General features: G+C 63.8%; 20 protein-coding genes. 18 read left to right on the forward strand and 2 right to left on the reverse strand.

Features of this window, described 5'->3' with window-relative positions; genetic code table 11:
- Nucleotides 1-127: 127 nt before the first annotated feature.
- The 3 genes from odhB to zapE all read left to right on the forward strand — a co-directional run bounded on the left by odhB (nt 128) and on the right by zapE (nt 4,076).
- A complete protein-coding gene (gene odhB, locus R2N03_RS17840) occupies nt 128-1,381 on the forward strand; it encodes a 2-oxoglutarate dehydrogenase complex dihydrolipoyllysine-residue succinyltransferase (protein ID WP_316659157.1) in 1,254 nt (417 codons plus the stop codon).
- A gap of 67 nt (nt 1,382-1,448) precedes the next feature.
- Nucleotides 1,449-2,885 (forward strand): dihydrolipoyl dehydrogenase, encoded by a 1,437-nt coding sequence (gene lpdA, locus R2N03_RS17845; RefSeq protein ID WP_316659158.1) that lies wholly within the window; start codon nt 1,449-1,451, stop codon nt 2,883-2,885.
- A gap of 93 nt (nt 2,886-2,978) precedes the next feature.
- A complete protein-coding gene (zapE, locus tag R2N03_RS17850; protein WP_316659159.1) occupies nt 2,979-4,076 on the forward strand; it encodes a cell division protein ZapE in 1,098 nt (365 codons plus the stop codon).
- Nucleotides 4,077-4,091: 15 nt separating this feature from the next.
- Here zapE and R2N03_RS17855 read toward each other — a convergent pair whose 3' ends face one another.
- Nucleotides 4,092-4,925, reverse strand: a complete 834-nt coding sequence (locus R2N03_RS17855) for a 2-phosphosulfolactate phosphatase (RefSeq protein WP_316659160.1) — start codon at nt 4,923-4,925, stop codon at nt 4,092-4,094.
- Nucleotides 4,926-5,100: 175 nt separating this feature from the next.
- Between R2N03_RS17855 and R2N03_RS17860 the strand changes: the two genes are divergently transcribed.
- From R2N03_RS17860 to R2N03_RS17900, 9 genes are all read left to right on the forward strand, one after another.
- Nucleotides 5,101-7,644, forward strand: coding sequence for a heavy metal translocating P-type ATPase (locus tag R2N03_RS17860; RefSeq protein WP_316659162.1), 2,544 nt, complete (start codon nt 5,101-5,103; stop codon nt 7,642-7,644).
- Between the two features lie 8 nt (nt 7,645-7,652).
- Nucleotides 7,653-7,823: a cbb3-type cytochrome oxidase assembly protein CcoS gene (ccoS, locus tag R2N03_RS17865; protein ID WP_316659163.1), complete on the forward strand. Its 171-nt coding sequence runs from the start codon at nt 7,653-7,655 to the stop codon at nt 7,821-7,823.
- A 104-nt stretch (nt 7,824-7,927) separates the two neighbouring features.
- Nucleotides 7,928-9,385 (forward strand): cytochrome-c oxidase, cbb3-type subunit I, encoded by a 1,458-nt coding sequence (gene ccoN / locus R2N03_RS17870; RefSeq protein WP_316659164.1) that lies wholly within the window; start codon nt 7,928-7,930, stop codon nt 9,383-9,385.
- 10 nt (nt 9,386-9,395) lie between these two features.
- Complete coding sequence (gene ccoO / locus R2N03_RS17875; RefSeq protein ID WP_316659165.1) at nt 9,396-10,082, forward strand: cytochrome-c oxidase, cbb3-type subunit II; 687 nt, start codon at nt 9,396-9,398, stop codon at nt 10,080-10,082.
- Nucleotides 10,083-10,085: 3 nt separating this feature from the next.
- On the forward strand, nt 10,086-10,268 hold the full coding sequence (locus tag R2N03_RS17880; RefSeq protein ID WP_316659166.1) for a cbb3-type cytochrome oxidase subunit 3: 183 nt from the start codon (nt 10,086-10,088) through the stop codon (nt 10,266-10,268).
- A gap of 12 nt (nt 10,269-10,280) precedes the next feature.
- Nucleotides 10,281-11,204, forward strand: a complete 924-nt coding sequence (gene ccoP, locus R2N03_RS17885) for a cytochrome-c oxidase, cbb3-type subunit III (protein WP_316659167.1) — start codon at nt 10,281-10,283, stop codon at nt 11,202-11,204.
- Nucleotides 11,201-12,670, forward strand: coding sequence for a cytochrome c oxidase accessory protein CcoG (ccoG, locus tag R2N03_RS17890; RefSeq protein ID WP_316659168.1), 1,470 nt, complete (start codon nt 11,201-11,203; stop codon nt 12,668-12,670). Before ccoP ends, ccoG begins: the two co-directional genes overlap by 4 nt.
- Nucleotides 12,671-12,696: 26 nt before the next feature.
- Nucleotides 12,697-12,924, forward strand: a complete 228-nt coding sequence (locus R2N03_RS17895; RefSeq protein WP_316659170.1) for a FixH family protein — start codon at nt 12,697-12,699, stop codon at nt 12,922-12,924.
- Nucleotides 12,921-13,175, forward strand: a complete 255-nt coding sequence (locus R2N03_RS17900) for a hypothetical protein (protein WP_316659171.1) — start codon at nt 12,921-12,923, stop codon at nt 13,173-13,175. The genes R2N03_RS17895 and R2N03_RS17900 overlap by 4 nt, the downstream gene beginning before the upstream one ends.
- A gap of 19 nt (nt 13,176-13,194) precedes the next feature.
- Here R2N03_RS17900 and fnr read toward each other — a convergent pair whose 3' ends face one another.
- Nucleotides 13,195-13,923: a fumarate/nitrate reduction transcriptional regulator Fnr gene (gene fnr, locus R2N03_RS17905; RefSeq protein ID WP_316659173.1), complete on the reverse strand. Its 729-nt coding sequence runs from the start codon at nt 13,921-13,923 to the stop codon at nt 13,195-13,197.
- Nucleotides 13,924-14,104: 181 nt separating this feature from the next.
- Between fnr and R2N03_RS17910 the strand changes: the two genes are divergently transcribed.
- From R2N03_RS17910 to infB, 6 genes are all read left to right on the forward strand, one after another.
- The gene (locus tag R2N03_RS17910; RefSeq protein ID WP_316659174.1) at nt 14,105-14,848 is read left to right on the forward strand and encodes a sulfite exporter TauE/SafE family protein; all 744 of its coding nucleotides are present in this window, start codon (nt 14,105-14,107) and stop codon (nt 14,846-14,848) included.
- 476 nt (nt 14,849-15,324) lie between these two features.
- Nucleotides 15,325-16,191, forward strand: a complete 867-nt coding sequence (gene scpB, locus R2N03_RS17915; RefSeq protein ID WP_316659201.1) for an SMC-Scp complex subunit ScpB — start codon at nt 15,325-15,327, stop codon at nt 16,189-16,191.
- 90 nt (nt 16,192-16,281) lie between these two features.
- Nucleotides 16,282-18,033: a 23S rRNA pseudouridine(2605) synthase RluB gene (gene rluB, locus R2N03_RS17920; protein WP_316659202.1), complete on the forward strand. Its 1,752-nt coding sequence runs from the start codon at nt 16,282-16,284 to the stop codon at nt 18,031-18,033.
- A 203-nt stretch (nt 18,034-18,236) separates the two neighbouring features.
- Complete coding sequence (rimP, locus tag R2N03_RS17925; protein ID WP_316659203.1) at nt 18,237-18,725, forward strand: ribosome maturation factor RimP; 489 nt, start codon at nt 18,237-18,239, stop codon at nt 18,723-18,725.
- Nucleotides 18,722-20,197 carry a transcription termination factor NusA gene (nusA, locus tag R2N03_RS17930; RefSeq protein WP_316659175.1) on the forward strand — a complete coding sequence of 492 codons (1,476 nt, stop codon included), beginning with the start codon at nt 18,722-18,724 and terminating at the stop codon, nt 20,195-20,197. Before rimP ends, nusA begins: the two co-directional genes overlap by 4 nt.
- 65 nt (nt 20,198-20,262) lie before the next feature.
- Complete coding sequence (gene infB / locus R2N03_RS17935) at nt 20,263-23,160, forward strand: translation initiation factor IF-2 (RefSeq protein ID WP_316659176.1); 2,898 nt, start codon at nt 20,263-20,265, stop codon at nt 23,158-23,160.
- The last annotated feature ends 73 nt before the right edge of the window (nt 23,161-23,233 follow it).

Raw genomic sequence — 23,233 nt, forward strand, 5'->3', positions numbered from 1 at the left:
CAAGAGCGCATCGGGGCAGGCGCTGCCGCCCCGATGTGTCCTCGCTCCCGAATTCCACCGTACATCGCATCAAGGCGCGCCCCCGCCGAACAGGGGCGCGCACACATGAATTCAAGGAACCACCGAAATGGCTATCGTTGATGTCAAGGTCCCGCAGTTTTCCGAGTCCGTTGAAGAGGGCACGCTGATCTCCTGGAAGAAGAAGCCGGGCGAAGCCGTGGCCCAGGACGAAATCCTGATCGAAGTCGAGACCGACAAGGTCGTGCTGGAAGTGCCGGCCCCGTCGGCTGGCGTGCTGGCTGAAGTGCTGGTGGCGGACGGCGCGACTGTCACGTCGGAACAGCTGCTGGCCAAGATCGATACCGAAGGCAAGGCGGGTGCAGCTGCTCCGGCCGCTGCCGCTCCGGCGCCTGCCGCTGCCGCCCCCGCACCGGCTGCCGCGGCTCCGGCTGCTGCCGCCACGGGCGGCGTGGCCATGCCGTCGGCTGCCAAGCTGATGGCTGAGAACAACCTGTCGGCTGGCCAGGTGGCTGGCACGGGCCGCGATGGCCGCATCACCAAGGGCGACGTCCTGGGCGCCGTGGCTGGTGGTGCCAAGCCGGCGACGGCCGCCGCTCCGCAAGCTGCGCGTCCGGCCCTGCAGCAAGTCGCGGCACCGGTCGACTTTGCCGTGCTGGGTGATCGTCCGGAAGAGCGCGTGCCGATGAGCCGCCTGCGCGCCCGTATCGCCGAGCGCCTGGTGCAGTCGCAATCGACCAACGCCATCCTCACCACCTTCAACGAAGTCAACATGAAGCCGGTGATGGACTTGCGCGCCAAGTTCAAGGACCAGTTCGAGAAGACCCACGGCGTGAAGCTCGGTTTCATGTCGTTCTTCGTGAAGGCGGCTGTCCACGCGCTGAAGAAGTACCCGATCATCAACGCATCGGTGGACGGCAACGACATCGTCTACCACGGCTACTTCGACATCGGTATCGCTGTCGGTTCGCCGCGCGGCCTGGTGGTGCCCATCCTGCGTAACGCCGACCAGATGAGCCTGGCCGACATCGAGAAGAAGATTGCCGAATTCGGCCAGAAGGCCAAGGATGGCAAGCTGACGCTCGACGACCTGACCGGCGGCACGTTCTCGATCTCGAACGGCGGTACGTTCGGCTCGATGCTGTCCACCCCCATCATCAACCCGCCGCAATCGGCCATCCTGGGCGTGCACGCCACCAAGGATCGTGCCGTGGTGGAGAACGGCCAAGTCGTCGTCCGCCCGATGAACTACCTGGCCATGTCCTACGACCACCGCATCATCGACGGCCGCGAAGCCGTGCTGGGTCTGGTGGCGATGAAGGAAGCGCTGGAAGATCCCGCACGCCTGCTGCTGGACCTGTAATCGACCGCGTTGATGACACGAGACGCCGCCCACGCTGTGCGGCGGCGTCCGAATCGAGGATTTCTCCATGAGCAAAGAATTTGACGTGCTGGTGATCGGCGCCGGCCCCGGCGGTTACATCGCCGCCATCCGCGCTGGCCAGCTGGGCCTGAACGTAGCCTGCTGCGAAGACAACGCCTACGACGATCCGAAGGGCGAGCCGCGCCTGGGCGGCACCTGCCTGAATGTCGGCTGCATTCCCTCGAAGGCGCTGCTGGCCTCGTCGGAAGAGTTCGAGAACGTGAACCACCACCTGGCCGACCACGGCATCACGGTGGAAGGCGCGAAGGTCGATGTCGCCAAGATGCTCAAGCGCAAGGACGACATCGTCGGCAAGATGACGAAGGGCATCGAGTTCCTGTTCCGCAAGAACAAGGTGACGCTGCTCAAGGGCCACGGCAAGTTCGTCGGCAAGACCGACGCGGGCTATCAGGTGGAGATCGCAGGCAAGGCCGGCACGGAAGTCGTGACCGCCAAGCACGTGATCATCGCCACGGGCTCGAAGGCTCGCCACCTGCCGGGCGTGAAGGTCGACAACGTGACCATCGTCGATAACGAAGGCGCACTGAAGTTTGGCGAAGTGCCGAAGAAGCTGGGCGTGATCGGCGCTGGCGTGATCGGCCTGGAGCTGGGTTCGGTGTGGCGCCGTCTGGGTGCCGAAGTGACGATTCTCGAAGCGCTGCCGAGCTTCCTCGGTGCGGCTGACGAATCCGTTGCCAAGGAAGCCAACAAGCTGCTGACCAAGCAGGGCCTGAAGATCAATGTCGGCGTGAAGGTCGGCGAGATCGAATCGTCGGGCAAGGGCGTGAAGGTGAACTACACCGACGCTGCCGGCGCTGCGCAAGTGCTGGAGTGCGACAAGCTGATCGTGTCGATCGGCCGCGTGCCGAATACCGACAACCTGGGCCTGGAAGCGATCGGCCTGGCGGCGGATCAGCGTGGCTTTATCGAGGTGGACGAACACTGCGCGACCAAGCTCCCGAACCTGTGGGCGATCGGCGACGTGGTGCGCGGCCCGATGCTGGCGCACAAGGCAGAAGACGAAGGCGTGGCCGTGGCCGAGCGCATCGTCGGCCAGAAGCCGCACATCGACTATAACTGCATTCCGTGGGTCATCTACACGTACCCGGAAATCGCATGGGTCGGCAAGACCGAGCAGCAGCTCAAGGCCGAAGGCCGCGAGACCAAGGCCGGTCAGTTCCCGTTCATGGCGAACGGCCGTGCGCTTGGCATGGGCGCATCCGACGGTTTCGTGAAGGTCATCGCCGACGCGAAGACCGATGAAATCCTGGGCGTGCACATCGTGGCTGCCAACGCCTCGGATCTGGTGGCCGAAGCCGTGGTCGCGATGGAGTTCAAGGCGGCAGCCGAAGACATCGGCCGCATCTGCCATCCGCACCCGTCGATGTCGGAAGTCATGCGCGAAGCCGCGCTGGCTGTCGACAAGCGTCAGCTCAACATGTAATCGCTCGCCGCGAGGCAAGCACGATGCCCGGCCAATCCGCAGGATTGCCGGGCATTGGTCCATTTGGGCCACCGAAAGGCTGGCCCCACGCAGATGAACGTCCAGGAAACCTATCTCAAGGAACTGAAGGTGCGCGGCTACCAGCCGGACGAGGCGCAACAGCGCGCCGTCGACCGCCTGCAGCATTGCTACGACGAATGGGTCAGCTACAAGTCCCGGCGGTCGAACGCGCTGCGCAAGATGCTGGTGCATCCGGAATTGCCGCGTGGCGTCTACATGTGGGGCGGGGTGGGGCGTGGCAAGTCGTTCCTGATGGACGCCTTCTATGCCTGCGTGCCCGTGGTGCGCAAGACACGGCTGCACTTTCACGAGTTCATGCGCGAGGTACACCGACAGCTGGAAGACCTGCGCGGTCGCGCCGACCCGCTCGATGAACTGGCTCGCCGCATTGCCAAGCGATACCGGCTGATCTGTTTTGACGAATTCCACGTCAGCGACGTAGCCGACGCGATGATCCTGTACCGCCTGCTCGATCAGCTCTTTGCCAATGGCGTGCAGTTTGTGATGACCTCCAACTATCGCCCAGACCTGCTGTATCCGGACGGCTTGCATCGAGACCGCGTGCTGCCAGCCATCGCGCTGCTGCAGGACAAGCTCGACGTCCTCAATGTCGATGCCGGCATCGACTACCGCAAGCGTGCGATGGAACAGGTGCAGGCGTATCACACACCCCTGGGCGCCAAGGCCAACTCGGCGCTGCGCGACGCGTTCGTTGCCGTGGCGGAAGTGCCGGATGAATCTCCGGTGCTGCATATCGAGCACCGTGAAATCCGCGCCCAGCGCAAGGCAGGCGGCGTGGTGTGGTTCGATTTTGCGACGCTGTGCGGCGGGCCTCGCTCACAGAACGATTACCTCGAAATTGCTTCGCGCTTCCATACGGTCATCCTGGCAGACGTGCCAAAAATGACACCGCGCATGGCTTCCGAGGCGCGCCGTTTCACGTGGCTGATCGACGTGTTCTACGACCACAAGGTCAAGCTGCTGATGTCTGCCGAGGTGCCCGCCGACGAGCTGTATGTGGAAGGCCAGATGGCCAATGAATTCCACCGCACGGTCTCGCGCATCATCGAGATGCAATCGCGGGAGTACCTCGAGGCGCCTCGTCGCGAGTTCGACACGTCGCTGACCTGATTACCGCTTGCCAGTCTAATGCGAAAGCGGCGGGTTGCGATGGGCGGACGGCGACGGCCGCAGGCTCCCGCCCAGGAAGTCGTGGGTGACGGATTCGTTCTTGCGATTGACGTTGCGGAACGCGCCCTCCACCAGCATGGGCGCGATATGGCTCACATCGGTCTGCGAAGCGATTGCCACGTCCTCCGCAAAGCCGCGTTCACACAGCTCGCGGCCCGACACTGAGTCGAGCAGCCACGCTTTCATCATGCCGGTTTGCGAGGCCTCACGGTAGATGGCGCGGGCGGCAAGCGCCTCGGGCGATAGGGCCTGCGGCAGGAAGCCCGCAACCGTTTCCGACAGGTGATGGACGATGGCACCAGCGGCCAGCCAGTCCTCCAGGGCGGGGCGCAGGTTGCCGTCGGGCCAGCGTTCTCCGGAAGCCACTACGGCAATCCGCCGGCCCAGCCGCGACGCAGCTTCGGCCACTGCGCGCGCGTTGCGCAGGCAGCCGGCAAATGTCGGCGTTGATCCGGTGGCCAGCGCCAGCGTCGCCCCGTTGGGCGACGGCAGCACCAGGCTGCTGCCTATCGGCAGCTCGCGCAGGGACGCCGGCGACAGCGTGTAGCCGGGCTGGCCGCGGTTGGTGCCGGCCAGCATGGCGCCCGCCCGGCGGGCGAAGATTTCGGCGCTGCCGTCCCGCCATGGGTAGGGGTAGATGCGTGCGCCGCGCGCTACGCCGATGTCCACGCAGGTGCAGAAGGACAGCACGTCGACGACGATGACCGCATCGCAATGCGGCGCCAGCGCGGATGCGCCATGCTCTCCCCACTCGCAGTGAACGTTGTACAAGCTGAATTCGGTTGCCACGACGCCCTCCTGTTTGCCTGGTGCGGCTATCACTATAGGCGGCGTATTTTTTTGCGGGAGGGCCGGTAGTTGCCTAGAGTGGCGTGAAAGTCGCTTATTCCGTCGAATTTTTAATGGGCCGTGATTGACGCGCGTCAAGAGCGGCTTTTGGGTTGCTGGCTAGCATCACCCCATAATGACGACGACACTCGCCCCCAATCTTCCGGCCCCTTCGGCCGTTGGCTCCGGCTCGCCGGTTGCAGCCGGCAGCTCGCGCGCGTCGCACGTCACCTGTTACCACTGCGGCACGGCCCTGGATGCGGGCACTGCCCTCCGCGGCGACATTGCTGGGCACGCCCGCGATTTCTGCTGCGCAGGCTGCCAGACCGTCGCGCAGACGCTGCACGCCTCCGGCATGGGGCATGTCTACGATGGCCCGATCGCCTTCGCCAAGCCGATTGATGGTGAGCAGCGCGCCGAAGCCGAAGCCGTATGGGCGACCTATGATCTGCCTGTCATGCGCGAGCGCTTTGTGCGTGCGCGCAACGATGGCACCGAAGACCTTTCCCTGGCGGTCAGCGGCATGCGTTGCGCCGCATGCGTCTGGCTGATCGAACGCGCCCTGTCGCGCGTGGCGGGCATACGTGAAGCCACCGTCAACTACGCGACCGAGCGCGTCCGGATAGTTGGCGATGCGGGTGCCATGCGTTTGTCCGACGTGTTTGCCGCCATCGCCGATGTTGGCTACCAGGCCTGGCCAGACCAGCCATCCGCGCGCCGCTCCGCCGAGGCACGCGAGCGCCGCAGCCTGCTCATCCGTCTGGGCATTGCCATGCTCGGCATGATGCAAGTCATGATGTACGCGTGGCCGGTGTACCTATACAGCGGCGAGATTCCACTCAATCAGACGCGCCTGATGCAGTGGGCCAGCCTGGTTCTGACGGCGCCGGTGGTCGTGGTCTCGGCAGGCCCAATCTTTCGCAGTGCGTGGCGACAGGTTCGCCACGTCCACGTTGGCATGGATGTGCCGGTGGCGCTCGGCATCGGTGCGGCGTTCATCGCCAGTGTTGTCGCCACACTGCGGGGCCACGGCGAGACCTATTTCGACTCGGTCACGATGTTCGTGGCGTTTCTGCTGGCGGCGCGTTACCTGGAACTGCGAGCCAGGCAGAGCGCCGCATCAGGCGCGGAGGCCCTGGTGCGGCAGTTGCCTGCGACCTGCCGCCGGATCGACGGCGACTCCGGCGCGGTCGAGACCATCCCCGTTGCCGCCCTCTGCGCGGGGGATTGCGTCGAAGTCCGGGCAGGGGAGGTGCTTCCTGCCGATGGTGTCATCGAGCAGGGCGAGTCCGAAATCGACGAGTCGCTGCTCTCCGGCGAGAGCGTGCCGCGTCCACGCAGCGCGGGTGCGACGGTGTTGGCCGGAAGCTATAACGTGGTCAGTGCGGTCCGCATGCGGGTGAACCGCGTGGGCACGCAGACACGCTTGGCCGCGATCGTCGAGTTGCTCGACCGCGCCTTGAACGACAAGCCCCGCATGGCTGAGCTCGCCGATCGCGTGGCAGGCCGCTTCGTGGCCGTTCTGCTGGGCTGGGCGCTGCTGACGGCGATTGTCTGGTGGTGGATTGACCCCGCCCGTGTCTTTGCGGTCACGGTGGCGGTGCTGGTGGTGAGCTGCCCGTGCGCGCTGTCGCTGGCCACACCTGCTGCGCTGGCAGCGGCGAGTGGCGTGCTGGCGAGGCGCGGCGTGCTCGTCACGCGAGGGCATGCCATCGAAAGCCTGGCCGCCGTGACGGATGTGTTGCTGGACAAGACCGGTACGCTGACTGAAGGGCGCCTGCGGTTGCTGAGCATCGAGACCTACGCGGAGGTGGATGCCGAGGCCTGTCTGGCCATGGCCTGCGCGATGGAGCAGGCGGAGAATCATCCGATCGCGCAGTCCCTGCGGGCGGCTGCACCGGCCGCGCTGGCGTTGCCGGCTGTCGGGCGCGCCACGAACGTACCGGGGCAGGGCGTGCATGTGCAGATCGACGCGCAATCCGTACGTCTTGGGACGCGATCGTTCGCCGCCGCGCGCTATGTAGATCAGCCTGTGGTGTCGACGCGCTATTGCAGTGAGGCGCCGATGGAGGACGTTCCCCCGGCGGCTGCATGCACCACCATCTGGCTCGGCCGTGACGGCCGGCCGCTCGCACGCTTCACCTTGGCGGATACGCCGCGTAGCGACGCGCCGGCTTGCCTGGATGCGCTCCGAGCCCAAGGCCTGCGATTGCACCTGGTGTCCGGGGACGCCCCCGAGACTGTCCACTGGTGGGCCAAGCGCCTCGGCATCCACCACGCCATCGGCGGTGCCAGCCCCGAAGACAAACGCGCCTACGTGCGCGAGCTGCAGGCAGACGGCGCTCGCGTGCTGGCCGTGGGCGATGGGATCAACGACGCGCCATTGCTCGCGCAGGCGCAGGTGTCGATCGCCATTGGCACTGGCGCACCGCTCGCGCAGGCCGGCGCCGACGCGATCCTGACCGAGCCGCGCCTGCCAGCCATCAGCGAAGCCATATCGATCGGACGTCGCACATTGCGCGTGGTGCGCCAGAACCTGGGCTGGGCCTTTGCCTATAACGCTATCAGCATTCCGCTCGCCACCCTGGGGTGGCTGTCGCCGCTGGAGGCGGGCATCGGCATGTCGGTCTCGTCGCTGCTGGTGGCACTTAACGCGTGGCGTTTGTCGCGGGCGGTTTAGGAGGGGAGATGGAAACACTGTTCTTGCTGATTCCACTGTCGCTGATGGCGGTGGCCGCGATTGTGGGCGCCCTGTGGTGGGCGGTCGGCTCGGGTCAGTACGACGATCTGAAAGCGCCCGCTGAATCGATTTTGCTGGATCCGGATACCCCTGCGCGCGACACAACGCCGCGCGATTGAACTGCTTAACCACAATGGCCGGGGTGCCTTGACGCACGTCAAGACCCCGAGGTCGCCCGATTCTTAACATGACCGCATCAAACCAACTACCTTGGGGAGCAAGCATGGCATCATCCAGCGCGTTGCAGCACACCCAGACCTTCAATTACCGCGTTGTTCGCCAGTTCTCGATCATGACGATCGTCTGGGGCATCGTTGGTATGGCGGTCGGTGCGCTGATCGCGGCCCAGTTGATCTGGCCGCAACTGAACTTCGGCGTACCCTGGCTGACGTACGGCCGGTTGCGGCCGCTGCATACGAATGCCGTCATCTTTGCGTTTGGCGGCAGCGCGCTGTTTGCCACTTCGTACTACGTCGTGCAGCGTACCTGCCAGGTCCGGCTGCTTTCCGACACGCTGGCGGCCTTTACGTTCTGGGGCTGGCAGGCGGTGATCGTGGCTGCTGTCATCACGCTGCCGCTGGGCTACACCAGCTCCAAGGAGTACGCAGAACTGGAATGGCCGATCGACATCCTGATCACGCTGGTCTGGGTCGTCTATGCCATCGTGTTCTTCGGCACCATCCTCAAGCGCAAGACCAAGCACATTTACGTGGCGAACTGGTTCTTCGGCGCCTACATCCTCACGATTGCGCTGCTGCATATCGTCAACAACGCCGAACTGCCGGTGACGATGTGGAAGTCGTATTCGGCCTACGCAGGCGTGCAGGACGCGATGGTGCAGTGGTGGTACGGCCATAACGCCGTGGGCTTCTTCCTGACCACCAGCTTCCTGGGCATGATGTACTACTTCGTGCCCAAGCAGGCCGAGCGTCCGATCTATTCGTATCGGCTCTCGATCGTCCACTTCTGGGCGCTCAACTTCACCTACATGTGGGCGGGCCCGCACCACCTCCAGTACACGTCGCTGCCGGACTGGGCGCAGTCGCTGGGCATGGTGTTCTCGCTGATCCTGCTGGCGCCGTCGTGGGGCGGCATGATCAACGGGATCATGACCCTGTCGGGCGCTTGGCACAAACTGCGCACCGATCCGATCCTGAAGTTCCTCGTGGTGGCGCTGTCGTTCTACGGCATGGCGACGTTCGAGGGTTCGATGATGTCGATCAAGACCGTCAACGCGCTGTCGCACTACACGGACTGGACCATCGGTCACGTCCACTCCGGCGCGCTCGGCTGGGTCGCGATGATCACCATCGGCTCGATGTACTACATGATTCCGCGCCTGTTCGGCCAGCAGCGCATGTACAGCACGCGCCTGATCGAAGTGCACTTCTGGGTGGCTACGATCGGGGTGGTCCTCTACATCGCCGCCATGTGGGTCGCCGGTGTGATGCAGGGCCTGATGTGGCGTGCCACCGAGCCGGACGGCACGCTCACCTACAGCTTCGTCGAGGCAGTGAAGGCAACGTATCCGTTCTACGTGATCCGTCTGATGGGTGGCCTGTGCTTCCTGGGCGGCATGCTGCTGATGGCCTTCAACGTGTTCAAGACGATCCAGGGCAACAAGGCGGTCGACGCACCAATTCCTCAACCTGCGCAGGCTCCGCTGGTCGCGGCACAGTGAGGAGACGAACATGAGCAATCAATCGAACAATCGCTTCTTCACGCACGAGACGCTGGAAAAGAATATCGGTCTGCTGATCGTGATGACGCTCATCGTGGTCAGCATCGCCGGTCTGGTGCAGATCGTGCCGTTGTTCTTCCAGCACTCCACGACCGAACCGGTCAAGGGCATCGCGCCGTATTCGCCGCTGCGGCTGGCCGGGCGCGATATCTACATCCGTGAGGGCTGCGTCGGCTGCCACTCGCAGCAGGTTCGTACGCTGCGGGCTGAAACCGAACGCTATGGCCACTATTCGCTGGCCGGCGAATCGGTGTTCGACCACCCGTTCCTGTGGGGCTCGAAGCGTACCGGTCCGGATCTGGCACGCGTCGGCCAGCGCTACTCGGACGACTGGCACCGTATCCACCTGCGCGATCCGCGTGAGGTGGTGCCCGAGTCGAACATGCCTTCCTATGCGTGGCTGTCGAAGACACCGCTGGACAACAGCGACATCGAAAAGAAGATGCGGGTCCTGCGCAAGCTCGGCGTGCCGTACACGGATGCGCAGATCGCCGGTGCGCGCGAACAGCTCGCCGGCAAGACTGAAGAAGATGCCGTGGTGGCGTATCTGCAAGGACTCGGCGTCGAGATGCGCAACCTGCGCGATGTTGCCGGCGCGCCGACCGCGTCGCCTGCCACTGTCGCCGCCAAGGAGTGAGTCATGGCCATGCTGAGCGCAATCGCCACAGCCGTTTTCCTGGTGCTGTTCGTGGGCATCACTTGGTGGGCGTTCTCGGCGCATCGTCGCGCCGCCAACGAGGAATCGGCCATGCTGCCGTTCTCGCTGCCTGATGAAGCCGAGGTCGCCGGTGCACGCACGTACGCGTCGCGCCCGCATCAATAAGGACACAGAATCATGAGCGACTTCATTTCGGAGTTTTGGGGGTATTACATCGCGGCGATCGCCTTGGTCGGCATCGTGTGGTGTGTCTGGCTGCTGTTCTCCCAGCGGCGCATTCAGGTCGCGCCGGGCCATGGCGCCGGCGAGGACACGGGCCACGTGTGGGACGGCGATCTGCGTGAACTGAACAACCCGCTGCCTCGCTGGTGGATGTGGATGTTCCTGCTGTCGTGCATCTTCGCCTTGTCGTACCTGATCCTCTACCCGGGCCTGGGTTCATTCGGCGGCGTGCTGGGCTTTTCCACGCGCGGTGAGTTGGCTGCGCAGCGTGCGGAAGCCGATGCGAAGGTACGTCCGCTCTATGCGCGCTACGCCAGCATGGATATCAAGCAGATCGCCGCGGACCCGCAGGCACGCGAGATCGGCCAGCGCCTGTTCCTGAATAACTGCGCGCAGTGCCACGGTTCGGATGCCGCCGGTGCGAAGGGTTTTCCCAACCTGACGGATACCGATTGGCTCTACGGCGGGGATCCGGACACGATTCTGACCACCATCACCAAGGGCCGCCATGGCGTCATGCCATCGTTGGCCGCAGTGGTGGACGGCAATCAGGCTGTCAATGTCGCGAACTATGTGCGCTCGCTGTCGGGCCTGTCGTATGACCCCATCAAGGCAGCGCGTGGCGAGCCGACCTTCAAGACGGTCTGCGCCGCGTGCCACACAGCCACAGGCAAGGGTAACCAGGCGATTGGCGCGCCGAATCTGACCGACCGCGTGTGGCTCTACGGCAGCGCGGAGGCGACGATCGTCGAGACCATTCTCAAGGGTCGTGACAACACCATGCCCGCGCACGAGAACCTGCTGTCGCCTGAGAAGATCCGTATGCTGGCTGCCTACGTGTGGGGCCTGTCGAACACTAACCCGAGCGCCCAGCAATGAGCGACCAAGAACCTGCCTGGCGCCCCATGACGCCCGCCACTTCGGCGGCGGGCGCCGAAGATGCACCGACGGAGCAGATGCTCTATGAGGTGCGCCGGAAGATCTATCCGCGCGCGGTGACGGGTGCATTCGCGAGTTGGCGCGTCTGGCTGGTGCTGGCGACGCAGGCCGTCTTTTACGGCCTGCCGTGGCTGCAGTGGCATGGGCGTCAAGCGGTTCTGTTCGATCTCGGTGCGCGCAAGTTCTACCTGTTCGGTTTGGTGCTGTGGCCGCAGGACGTGATCTACCTGACGCTGCTGCTGGTGTTGTCGGCGCTCGGCCTCTTTCTGTTCACGGCGGTCGCGGGACGGCTGTTTTGCGGCTATGCCTGTCCGCAGACGGTCTACACCGAGATCTTCATGTGGATCGAGCGGCATATCGAAGGTGACCGCTTTGCCCGTATCCGCCTGGATGGAGAGCGCTGGAGCCCGAGAAAGCTCCGCTTGAAAGCCGCCAAACATACAGCCTGGGTCCTGATTGCACTGTGGACCGGCTTCTCGTTCGTCGGCTTCTTCACGCCGATCCGCGAGTTGGGCATGGAGGTGTGGACCCTCTCGCTCGGTCCGTGGCAGACCTTCTGGATGCTCTTTTACGCGTTTGCAACGTGGGGCAATGCCGGTTTCATGCGTGAGCAGGTCTGTCGGTATATGTGTCCATACGCACGCTTCCAGAGCGTCATGGTGGATCCCGATACCTACGTCGTCACATACGACGCGCAGCGTGGCGAGCCGCGCGGCAGCCGTTCTCGCAACGCCGACTTCGCGGCGCAAGGTCTGGGCGCATGCGTGGACTGCAGCATCTGCGTGCAGGTGTGCCCGACCGGTATCGATATCCGCCAGGGCCTGCAGTATGAGTGCATCGGCTGCGGCGCCTGCATTGACGCGTGCGATCAGGTCATGGACAAAATGCGCTATCCGCGCGGCCTGATCCGCTACACATCCGAGCGGGCGATGCGGGATCGGTTGAGTCCGAAGGAAGCGCGGCGGCATTTGCTGCGCCCCCGCGTGCTGATCTATACCGCGATCATGTTGGTGCTCACCACCGGTTTCGTGACCGCGCTGGCGATGCGCAAGCCGCTCAAGGTGGACGTGATTCGAGATCGCGGTGCGCTGGCGCGTGAGGTGGATGGCGACAAGATCGAAAACGTCTATCGCCTGCAGCTGATGAATGCGTCTGAACATCCGGTTCGCGTCACCGTCACGGCCGAAGGCCTGCCGGAACTGCAGGTGCTTGGCGGTCGCGGAGAATCGACGACCCTCGAGTTGGCTCCGGCGGCCAATCGGCTGCTGCCGGTGCTGGTACGCCGTCCAGCCGACGACGTGCCACCTGGCTCACACAAGATCCGTTTCGTCATCCAGGCGGACGGCGACGGCGACGGCGACAGTCTCGTGCTGCGCGAGCCGTCGAGCTTTATCGTGCCGCGTTGACGCGGCATCCCCAACAGGAGGCAACGATGCACGCAACGCAATCTTCCGCTCAAGCCCGGCCGTGGTGGCGCGAGCCCTGGCCGTGGCTGCTCATGGCCGGCCCGCTCGTCGCCATGATCGGATGCGGCGTCACCATCTGGCTGGCGATCTCGCATCCCGATCCGGTCATCCAGGATAACGTTGTGCGGCGCGGTCTGGTCGTGGAGAAGAGCGTCACCGTGCCGGCCCAAGCCGCTCACGGGGAGGTCCGATGAAACGCCGACTGCTGATGTGGATCTTGTGGCCGGCGTTCTTGAGCGCCGCGCTGGCCGAACTAGTGGTCTTCGCGGTGGTGGATCCGGCAGACCTGCGCTTTTTTGGTGAACAGATCACCGTGTCGGCCGAAGCGGTCTACACGGTGTCGTTCTTTGTGTTCTGGCTGCTGTGTGGCCTATCCAGCGCGCTCACGCTGTATGTGTCGCCTGGCATCGGCAAGTTGGAGGCGCACGAGCATCCGCTCGTTTGAGCGGATGCAGGCAGACGGTTCAGCTGGCCTGGCCGCTCATCACGTGGCGCAGGCCGGCCATGTCGATCAGCTTGACGTGTCGCTGGCGGATCTGGATCAGACCCGCCTCGGCAAAGCGCGAGAACAAGCGGCTGACGGTTTCGAGCTTCAGGCCCAGGTAGCTGCCAAGCTCTTCGCGGCTCATGCGCAGCACGAACTCCGTCGAAGAATACCCGCGCTGGGCAGAGCGCTTGGACAGATTGAGCAGGAAAGCGGCCAGACGCTCTTCGGCCCGCATCGAACCGAGCGTCAGCAGCATCTGGTGATCTTGTGAGATCTCCTTGCTCATCAGGCGCAGGAACTGATGCTGCAACGAAGGGAGTCGGCGTGAGAGCTGCTGCAACTGGTCATAGCGGACCACGCAGACTTCGGTGTCTTCCAGGGCAGTGGCGTCGGACACGTGCCGCATGTCGCCGATGCCATCCAGTCCGACAATCTCGCCCGGCAGATGGAAGCCGGTGATCTGATGACGGCCGTCCTCGAGGGTGAGGTGGGTCTTGAGCGTACCGAAACGAATGCCATAGACGCCCTCGAGAGGTTCGCCGAGGGCATACAGCGTTTGCCCCTTCTTGACGCGGATGCGCTCCGACACCAGCTCATCCATTTTGCGTACATCGTCCGAATTCATTCCCACTGGCAGGCAGATTTGCCCGAGTACACAAGTGGAGCAACGCGAGGCTTGGTCGGAAAGTGCGATTCGTGTAAGCACGGGTGGGGGCGAATGACTTTCGAGTTGGTGAAGTAGGAAATTCTTATGGTGCAGCTGCGCTTTATTATAACGATGACCTTGCGCTTATCGGACGTTTCCGATGTGGTGAATCGCGTGAAATGCGCTTAATTCCCGAAAGCCGGTCAATAACCTTAGCCCATATCAAAAGAGCATCACAAAGATGAGTGCCGCTGTGCTTCTGAGTGTTTTCTTGATCGCGCTGCTTGGCGGGGTCCATTGCCTGGCGATGTGCAGCGGGATCGCACTCGCCGCGGAGAAGGGCGGGGTCTCCGTGCGTATCGTGTCGCGTCGTCGGCTGTGGTTCGAGCAGGTGATCATGCATGCCGGGCGGCTGACGACGTATGCATCGCTGGGCGCAGCGATGGGGGCGCTTGGTGCCACCGTGTGGCGCCAGCAATGGCTGCCGATCCAGCGTGGTCTGTTTGCGCTGGCCAGCGCGCTGCTGTTGACGTACGGTCTGCTGCTGCTCCTGCGCGCGACGGGGGATGCATGGCGTGCTCCGGGGCTGGAACGCATGCTGGGCCGCCTGTCGGGCAAGTTGTCGGCCTTGGCCTCCCGGTTGGGCGGCGGATTTCGCGCCGCACACCCGCTGGTTCGACGGTATGTCATCGGGCTCGCCTGGGGACTCGTGCCCTGCGGGATGGTCTATGGCGCGCTTGCTGTTGCGTTGCTGGCAGGCAACGCGGCGTCCGGGGCGGTGGTGATGCTCGCTTTCGGGGCGGGTACGCTGCCGAATCTGCTGATGATGTCAGGCCTGGCTGGCTGGTTGCGCGGGCTATCCCGCCAGCGATGGGCTCGCGGCGCCGCAGGGGTCATCATCACCGGGTTCGGAACCTGGGGGCTGGTGTGCGCTGCCTGGTTGCCAGAGATGCTTAACGCACACGGTTTCTGTCTCGTCCTGTGAGCCGTTGAAGGACATGCCAGCCGTGGCGCCGGGCGGTCGGGGCACTCGGGCATCTTCCCGGTTGCGGCGCCAGGCGATATTGCCCTACAATCAGACGCAATTCGACTCGCCTTCCGCGCAGATCAACAATCCCAAGCGCGGCTTCAGGCGACGCCATCCAGTGGTAATGCCGCCCTGGACAGTCGAGTCGGGCAGCTCCCCAGCCTTTGTCGGTAGCCGCCCGGTGCAGCATCCGTCCCTATGGCGGCGGAAGAAATTGCCCTTGTGGTGCCTGACTGGCACCGGATCAACTCGCTCCTCCGGCCTTTTTTTTGGGCTCACCCACTGCGTTCCGGTGCAAGGCTTCACGGCGTTTGCGCGCTTGGCCCGGGCGGGCGACATGCATTCAGATATGCCGCGTGCGTCGCGGCGGAACGACAAACTTCAAGCGTGACGGCGACCGGCCGCGCGCGAGCAATGACGAACCGTTCAACCCGATGAATACCCAAGAGGCGAAAGTCGTCCTCGAGACCGCGCTGATTTGTGCGCAGGACCCGTTGCGAGTCAATGACTTGCGCAAGCTGTTCGACGAAGAAGTTTCCGCGGACACCATCCGCGTGCTGCTCGAAGAGCTGCGCCAGGATTGGCTTGATCGCGGCGTCGAGCTGGTTGCACTGGCTTCGGGCTGGCGTCTGCAGAGCCGTCCCGAGATGCGTGTGTATCTTGACCGGTTGCATCCGGAAAAGCCGCCCAAGTACTCGCGCGCCGTGATGGAGACGCTGGCGATCATTGCCTACCGTCAGCCCGTCACACGGGGGGATATCGAAGATATCCGCGGCGTCACGGTCAATACGCAGGTCATCAAGCAGATCGAAGACCGCGGTTGGATCGAGGTGATTGGTCATCGCGACGTGCCCGGGCGCCCGGCACTGTATGCCACTACCAAGCAGTTCCTTGATGACCTTGGGTTGCGTTCGTTGGACGAACTGCCGCCCCTCGAAGACGCGCGTGCCCAGGCGCAGGCCAGCTTGCTGGAGCAGGGCGCGATCGAGTTTGAGGGCGGCGCCATCGCAGTGGATCAGCTGACGGCGCTTGTGAACGACGAGCCTGCTGCCGAGGGCGCTGTGGCCTCACCGGCTGAAGGCGCCGAGCTGCTGGTGGCGGCCGAAACCGAGCAAGCCGTTGCGCCTATGTCGGGCGCCGAAGTGGCGGCTGCGAGCGGAACATTTAAAGAGCCCGCTGATCCGGGCTCGCCACTGCAGACGGTGCCTGCTGCTCCGCCCGAGGCGAGTGAGACAACCCCCGAAGACGAACGTAGGGCGCTGGCCGAGCCATCATCCGGTTCCCCAAACGAACACTCCTAATGCCAAGCCGGTCCCCGACCGGCGCTTGGCCCGAACCCTTCTGAATTGAAAGACGTTGTGAGTACTCAGCCAGATTCCATGGATACACGTATGCCGCACGAGGCGGACGCTTCGACGCCCCGACAGGACGGCGATGGCGCAGAATCGCAGGCGCCGCGCCGCAAAGGTCTGCGTCGCGGACTGCGCAACCTGGTAGGGTCGCGCCGCCAGTCGCAGGATGGCCGCGCTGAAGCGGATGCGGCCACTGGCGAGCCTGCCTCTGCCGATGCCAGTCCGCCGGCCCAGCCGCGCAAGAGCCGCAACCCACGTGCGCGCAAACCGAAGGAAGGCGCCCCGGCTGAGGTGCAGGGGGTGCAAGAAGCCGCCGTACCCGCCGAGGGTGCTTCTGCGGAAACCCAAGGCGAACGAGGCGAGCGACGTGGCCCGCGTGGCCGATTCGGCAAGAACCGCCGCCGCCCGGGCGAAGGCCAGCCAGCAGGCGAGCGCGCTGACAGCGGCGGCAACAAGAATGCCGCCGCGGGTCGTGGCAAAGGCCAGGGCCGCGGGGGCAAGCAGCAAACCAAGCCGGGCGCGCAGCATCGTTCAGGCACGGGCGGAAAGGGCGCGGAAGATGTCTTCAAGTACGTCATTTCCGGTGCGTATGACTCCGAAACCGACGCGGGTGGCGCAGTATCGCAGCCGACCAAGGTGCGCGAGCTTACTTCCGAGGACGATGCTCCCAAGCTGCACAAGATCCTGGCCGACGCCGGTCTCGGCTCGCGCCGTGACATGGAAGATCTGATCCTGCAGGGCCGCGTTTCCGTCAACGGACTGCCGGCGCACATCGGTCAGCGCATTCTCGCGACTGACCAGGTGCGCGTGAACGGCAAGCTGATTCAGCGCAAATTGCCCAGCAAGCCGCCACGCGTGCTGCTGTACCACAAGCCTGCCGGGGAAATCGTCAGCCAGTCCGACCCGGAAGGTCGTCCGACCGTGTTTGACGCCCTGCCGCGCATGAAGACCGGTAAGTGGGTTGCGGTCGGCCGCCTGGACTTCAACACTGAAGGTCTGCTGATCTTCACGACCTCCGGTGACATTGCGAACCGATTCATGCATCCACGCTATGGCGTCGAGCGCGAATACGCGGTCCGCACGCTCGGTGAACTGCCGGAGGCGGATCGCCAGAAGCTGCTCCACGGCGTCCAGTTGCAGGACGGCGAGGCCAACTTCCTGCGCTGCGTCGATGGTGGCGGTGAGGGTGTCAACCATTGGTACCATGTGGCCCTGACCGAGGGGCGCAACCGCGAAGTGCGCCGTATGTTCGAGGCCGTCAACCTCACGGTGTCGCGCCTGATCCGTACGCGATACGGCAGTTTTGTTCTTCCGCGTGGCCTGAAACGCGGGCGCTGGCAGGAGGTGTCGGCTGACGACGTACGCACGCTGATGGGCAACCTGGGTATGAAGGTGCCTGCGCAGAGCTCCGCCGGCCAGAATCGTCAAGGCAACCGCCGCCGGGAGCCGGCGCCGGTCCTGATGGGGCCGATGTCATCCGGCTTTACGGGCGAGGCAAACTTCCAGTCGCGCGGATTTGGCCTTGAAAACGGTAACCGAGCAGCGCCGGCCCAGCGCCGGCAGTCGGCCCCGCGTCAGCCGGATCCGATGCAGACGTCGATGGGATACATCAACGTCGGCGGCCCCACGACGCTTACAGCACGAGGCCGCATGGGTGGTCGCGCCGAGGGTCGTGGCGGCTTGGTGGACGGCAACCGCGGGCCTGGCAACAAGCGCGGCGGAAAGGCCGGCGGCATGCCCGGCGGCAACAAGGCACCGCGTGGCGGTGGCAAACGCGGCGGCAAGCGTTGAAACGGCCGGCGTTGTGACGTATAGGTCATGATGCCGGCGTCTGCAATCTCTCCGGGCATATTTTGCGTTTTGCCCGGAGACGCATTACAATACGAGTCTAATCAAAAGTCATCCCGCAGAAGATGGGCGAAGGATATGGGCATTGCGCCCATTTTTTTTTGCTTCGGCAGGTTGGCAACACCGGGAAATTCTTCAGGAAAAACGTGCATCTGACTGATCTGATTGAAAAAACCCTCACCGCCATGGGTTACGAGCTGGTGGAAGTGGAACGCGCGCCGGCTGGATTGCTGCGCGTGTATATCGATCAGGCGGAAAACGGCATCGTCATTGAGGATTGCGAGAAGGTGAGCCACCAGCTCACGCGCGTGTTCGAAGTTGAAAACGTCAACTACGAGCGGCTTGAGGTGTCCTCGCCTGGCCTGGATCGGCCGCTGCGCACGTTGGCTGACTTCACGCGATTCGCTGGCCTCGAGGCTAAAGTGACGTTGCGCCTGCCGGTTGGCGGGCAAAAGAATTTCACCGGATTTATTCAAGGTCTGACGGGGGAGCCCGGCCAAGAACGGATTGGCCTCGAATTCGAGGGCAAGGATGGCCCGGCGCTGCTGGAATTCACGCTGGCCGAGTTGGATCGTGCCCGGCTGGTACCCGTGCTGGACTTCAAAGGAAATCGAAACAAAGGGAACAAGCAATGAGCCGCGAAGTTCTGTTGCTCGTCGATGCGCTTGCGCGCGAAAAGAACGTCGACAAGGATGTGGTGTTTGGTGCGCTGGAAGCCGCGCTGGCTTCGGCGACCAAGAAGCGCTTTGAAGAAGACGTGGACGTGCGCGTGGCGATCGACCGCGAGTCTGGCGAACACGAAACGTTCCGTCGCTGGCTTGTCGTTCCCGACGATGCAGGTCTGCAGGAACCGGACAAGCAGATTCTGCTGTTCGAAGCCAAGGAACAGGACCCTGACGTCAACGTCGATGAGTTCATTGAAGAGCAGATCGAGTCGGTCGAATTCGGCCGTATCGGTGCGCAGGCGGCCAAGCAGGTCATCCTGCAGCGCATTCGCGATGCCGAGCGCGAGCAGATCCTGAACGATTATCTCGATCGCGGCGAAAAGATCATGACCGGCACGATCAAGCGTGCCGACAAGAAGGGTCTGATCGTCGAGTCCGGTCGCGTCGAGGCGCTGCTGGCGCGCGATCAGATGATCCCCAAGGAGAACCTGCGCACGGGTGACCGTGTCCGCGCGTATATCCTGAATGTCGACCGCACCGCACGCGGCCCGCAGATCGAGCTTTCACGCACGTGCCCCGAGTTCCTCATCAAGCTCTTCGAAAACGAAGTGCCGGAGATGGAGCAAGGCCTGCTGGAGATCAAGGCGGCCGCACGTGATCCAGGCGTGCGTGCGAAAATCGCGGTGGTGGCGCACGATAAGCGCATCGACCCGATCGGCACTTGCGTCGGCGTGCGTGGCACACGAGTGACGGCGGTGCGCAACGAGGTCGGCGGCGAGGCCGTGGACATCGTGCTGTGGTCTGAAGATCCGGCGCAGTTCGTGATTGGCGCGCTGGCGCCTGCGCAGGTCCAGTCCATCGTTGTGGATGAAGAAAAGCACAGCATGGACGTGGTGGTCGACGAGGAGAACCTCGCCGTGGCCATTGGCCGCAGTGGCCAGAACGTGCGTTTGGCGTCCGAGCTGACCGGCTGGCAGATCAATATCATGACGCCGGCGGAATCCGCGCAGAAGCAGGCCGAGGAAAGCTCCGTGGTCCGCAAGCTGTTCATGGAAAAGCTGGACGTGGACGAAGAGGTCGCGGACATCCTGATCGAAGAGGGCTTCAGCTCTCTCGAAGAGGTGGCTTATGTGCCGCTGCAGGAAATGCTCGAGATCGAAGCGTTTGACGAAGACACTGTCAACGAGCTGCGCAACCGCGCCCGCGACGTGCTGTTGACGATGGAGCTGGCGAAGGAAGAAAAGGTCGAGAAGGTGTCGCAAGACCTGCGCGACCTCGAAGGGCTGACCCCGGAGCTGATCGGCAAGCTGGCCGAGGGGAACATCCAGACGCGCGACGACTTGGCTGAGCTGGCCGTGGACGAACTGGTCGAGATGACCGGCGTCGACGAAGAACAGGCCAAGGCGCTGATCATGAAGGCGCGTGAACACTGGTTTTCGTGACGTTGCGACCAAGCGTTGATCGTTTCTCGCAATCTCACTTAAAACCAAGCATCGAAAGGGTTTGAATGGCAAGCACAACAGTTGCCCAACTCGCTGGCGAATTGAACCGTAGCGCATCCGCGCTATTGGAACAATTGCAGGCCGCGGGCGTGCAAAAGGCGACGCCGGAAGACGTCATCACCGAATCGGACAAGACCCGTCTGCTCGACTATCTCAAGCGAGCCCACGGCAGTGCCGAGGATGGCGCGCGCAAAAAAATCACGATCACCAAGCGTGAAACCAGTGAAATCCGCCAAGCGGATGCCACCGGCAAGACGCGCACCGTGCAAGTGGAAGTCAAGAAGAAGCGCGTGCTCGTCAAACGTGATGAGCCGAGCGGGGTACCCGCAGAAGCGGAAGCCGAGCCGGCTGCCCCGGTGGTCGATGCTGAAGAGATCGCGCGCCGAGAGGAAGAACAACGTCGTCAGGCCGAACTACTGGCCCGTCAAGAAGCCGAGCTGAAGGCGCGCCAGGAAGCGATGGAGCGCGAGGAAGCCGAGCGCCGTGCCCGACAGGAAGCCGCGGAAGCTGAGCAGAAGCGCCAGGCTGAACTCGCCGCCAAGAAGGCGGAAGAGGAAGCCGCTGCTGCGCGTGCTGCCGCTGAAGCATCCGACGAGGCCCCGCGGCGTAAGGCCGAGGAAGACGCAGCGCGTCTGGCAAACGAGCGTGAAGCGGCCCAGAAGGCTTCTGAAGAAGCGCGTGCCGCTGCTGACAAGATCAAGGCTGAAGAAGACGCTGCGCGCAAGCGCCGTGAAGCAGCCGAGGCTGAAGCCCGCGCCATTCGCGAAATGATGAGCGCCCCGGCCCGCGTTCTGAAGACGCCGGCGGAGCGCAAGGCGGAAGAGGTCAAGAAGGCCGAGCAATCTGGCACGCTGCACAAGCCTGTCAAGGCGGCCGGCGAAACGCGTACCGCACCGGCTGCGAAGAAGGCAGCTGCGGCGCCTGCTGCCGCGCCAGCTGCGGCACCGGCCGGCGACAAGAAGGGTGGTCGCGGTGGCAAGTCCGGCAATTGGCAAGATGACTCCCGCGGCGGCAAGCGTGGCGGTCTGAAGACGCGTGGCGACACCGGTGGTGGCGTTGATGGCTGGCGCGCCGGCTCCAAGGGCGGCCGCAATCGTCACGGCGACGATAACCGCAACGCCTTCCAGGCCCCGACCGAACCGGTAGTGCGTGAAGTGCATGTGCCGGAAACCATCTCCGTGGCCGATCTCGCCCACAAGATGTCCGTGAAGGCCGCCGAGGTCATCAAGCAGATGATGAAGCTCGGCCAGATGGTCACGATCAACCAGGTGCTGGACCAGGAGACCGCGATGATCGTGGTCGAGGAAATGGGCCACCAGGCGGTCGCAGCCAAGCTGGATGATCCTGAAGCGCTGCTGGTGGAGGGCGTGGAAGAACAAACCAACGTCGAGGCTGAGACGCGTCCTCCGGTCGTCACCGTGATGGGTCACGTCGACCACGGCAAGACCTCGCTGCTTGACTACATCCGTCGCGCCAAGGTGGCGGCGGGCGAAGCTGGCGGCATCACGCAGCATATCGGTGCCTATCACGTCGAGACGGCGCGTGGCGTTATCACGTTCCTGGACACGCCGGGTCATGAAGCGTTCACGGCTATGCGGGCGCGCGGTGCCAAGGCGACCGACATCGTGATCCTGGTGGTGGCGGCGGACGACGGCGTCATGCCGCAGACGAAGGAAGCGATTTCGCACGCGAAGGCTGCTGGCGTGCCTATCGTGGTGGCCATCACCAAGATCGACAAGCCCGAAGCCAACCCGGACCGCGTCAAGCAGGAACTGGTGGCAGAAAGCGTGATTCCGGAAGAGTACGGTGGCGATGCACCGTTTGTTCCCGTGTCCGCCAAGACCGGCCAAGGCATCGATGACCTGCTGGAGAACGTGCTGCTGCAGGCGGAAGTGCTGGAACTGAAGGCGCCGGTTGAAGCGCCGGCCAAGGGCCTGGTGGTGGAAGCCCAGCTGGACAAGGGTAAGGGTCCGATCGCGACGGTGCTCGTGCAGAGCGGCACGCTCAAGCGCGGTGACGTGGTGCTTGCAGGCACTGCCTATGGCCGCGTGCGCGCCATGCTCGACGAAAACGGCAAGCCTGCGAAGGAAGCCGGTCCGTCGATCCCGGTGGAAATCCAGGGTCTGTCCGAAGTGCCTGGCGCCGGTGAAGAAGTGCTGGTGCTGCCGGACGAGCGCAAGGCCCGCGAAATCGCGCTGTTCCGCCAAGGCAAGTTCCGTGACGTGAAGCTGGCGCGCCAACAGGCTGCCAAGCTGGAGAACATGCTGGAGCAGATGAGCGAAGGCGACGTGAAGTCGCTGCCGCTGATCATCAAGGCAGACGTTCAGGGTTCGCAGGAAGCATTGGTGCACTCGCTGCAGAAGCTGTCGACCGACGAAGTGCGTGTGCAGGTCGTGCACGCCGCCGTGGGTGGCATTACCGAGTCGGACGTCAATCTGGCAACTGCGTCGAAGGCCGTCATCATCGGTTTCAATACGCGAGCCGATGCGGGCGCCCGCAAGCTGGCCGAGCATCAAGGCATCGACATCCGCTACTACAACATCATCTATGACGCTGTGGATGAGGTGAAGGCGGCGATGTCCGGCATGCTGTCGCCGGAAAAGCGCGAAGAGTCGACGGGCCTCGTCGAGGTGCGCCAGGTCTTCCACGTGCCGAAGGTTGGCGCGGTGGCAGGCTGTATGGTGCTGGACGGTTTCGTCAAGCGCAATTCGCTGGTGCGGGTGCTGCGTGACAACGTGGTCATCTTCTCGGGTGAGCTGGATTCGCTCAAGCGCTTCAAGGACGATGTGAAGGAAGTGAAGCAAGGCTTCGAATGTGGCCTGTCGATCAAGAACTTCAACGACGTCAAGGAAGGCGATCAACTCGAGGTCTACGAGATCACCGAGGTGGCGCGTACGCTGTAATGCGTGGGCCGGACGCTTCGGTGTCCGGCGTGTCTTTGCGACGGTGGCCCGGGAGCGTCCCGCGCCACCGTTT

Origin of the sequence: Ralstonia condita (assembly GCF_958405655.1) — a bacterium.
Classification (GTDB): Bacteria; Pseudomonadota; Gammaproteobacteria; order Burkholderiales; family Burkholderiaceae; genus Ralstonia; species Ralstonia condita.

Excerpts from the sequence above, each read along its gene's own strand:
- ccoP (WP_316659167.1), top strand. The coding sequence starts at position 10,281 with ATGAGCGACTTCATTTCGGAGTTTTGGGGGTATTACATCGCGGCGATC.
- ccoN (WP_316659164.1), top strand. The coding sequence starts at position 7,928 with ATGGCATCATCCAGCGCGTTGCAGCACACCCAGACCTTCAATTACCGC.
- ccoS (WP_316659163.1), top strand. The coding sequence starts at position 7,653 with ATGGAAACACTGTTCTTGCTGATTCCACTGTCGCTGATGGCGGTGGCC.
- ccoG (WP_316659168.1), top strand. The coding sequence starts at position 11,201 with ATGAGCGACCAAGAACCTGCCTGGCGCCCCATGACGCCCGCCACTTCG.
- R2N03_RS17900 (WP_316659171.1), top strand. The coding sequence starts at position 12,921 with ATGAAACGCCGACTGCTGATGTGGATCTTGTGGCCGGCGTTCTTGAGC.
- lpdA (WP_316659158.1), top strand. The coding sequence starts at position 1,449 with ATGAGCAAAGAATTTGACGTGCTGGTGATCGGCGCCGGCCCCGGCGGT.
- zapE (WP_316659159.1), top strand. The coding sequence starts at position 2,979 with ATGAACGTCCAGGAAACCTATCTCAAGGAACTGAAGGTGCGCGGCTAC.
- R2N03_RS17880 (WP_316659166.1), top strand. The coding sequence starts at position 10,086 with ATGGCCATGCTGAGCGCAATCGCCACAGCCGTTTTCCTGGTGCTGTTC.
- nusA (WP_316659175.1), top strand. The coding sequence starts at position 18,722 with ATGAGCCGCGAAGTTCTGTTGCTCGTCGATGCGCTTGCGCGCGAAAAG.
- R2N03_RS17910 (WP_316659174.1), top strand. The coding sequence starts at position 14,105 with ATGAGTGCCGCTGTGCTTCTGAGTGTTTTCTTGATCGCGCTGCTTGGC.
- odhB (WP_316659157.1), top strand. The coding sequence starts at position 128 with ATGGCTATCGTTGATGTCAAGGTCCCGCAGTTTTCCGAGTCCGTTGAA.
- R2N03_RS17895 (WP_316659170.1), top strand. The coding sequence starts at position 12,697 with ATGCACGCAACGCAATCTTCCGCTCAAGCCCGGCCGTGGTGGCGCGAG.
- rluB (WP_316659202.1), top strand. The coding sequence starts at position 16,282 with ATGCCGCACGAGGCGGACGCTTCGACGCCCCGACAGGACGGCGATGGC.
- scpB (WP_316659201.1), top strand. The coding sequence starts at position 15,325 with ATGAATACCCAAGAGGCGAAAGTCGTCCTCGAGACCGCGCTGATTTGT.
- ccoO (WP_316659165.1), top strand. The coding sequence starts at position 9,396 with ATGAGCAATCAATCGAACAATCGCTTCTTCACGCACGAGACGCTGGAA.
- R2N03_RS17860 (WP_316659162.1), top strand. The coding sequence starts at position 5,101 with ATGACGACGACACTCGCCCCCAATCTTCCGGCCCCTTCGGCCGTTGGC.
- infB (WP_316659176.1), top strand. The coding sequence starts at position 20,263 with ATGGCAAGCACAACAGTTGCCCAACTCGCTGGCGAATTGAACCGTAGC.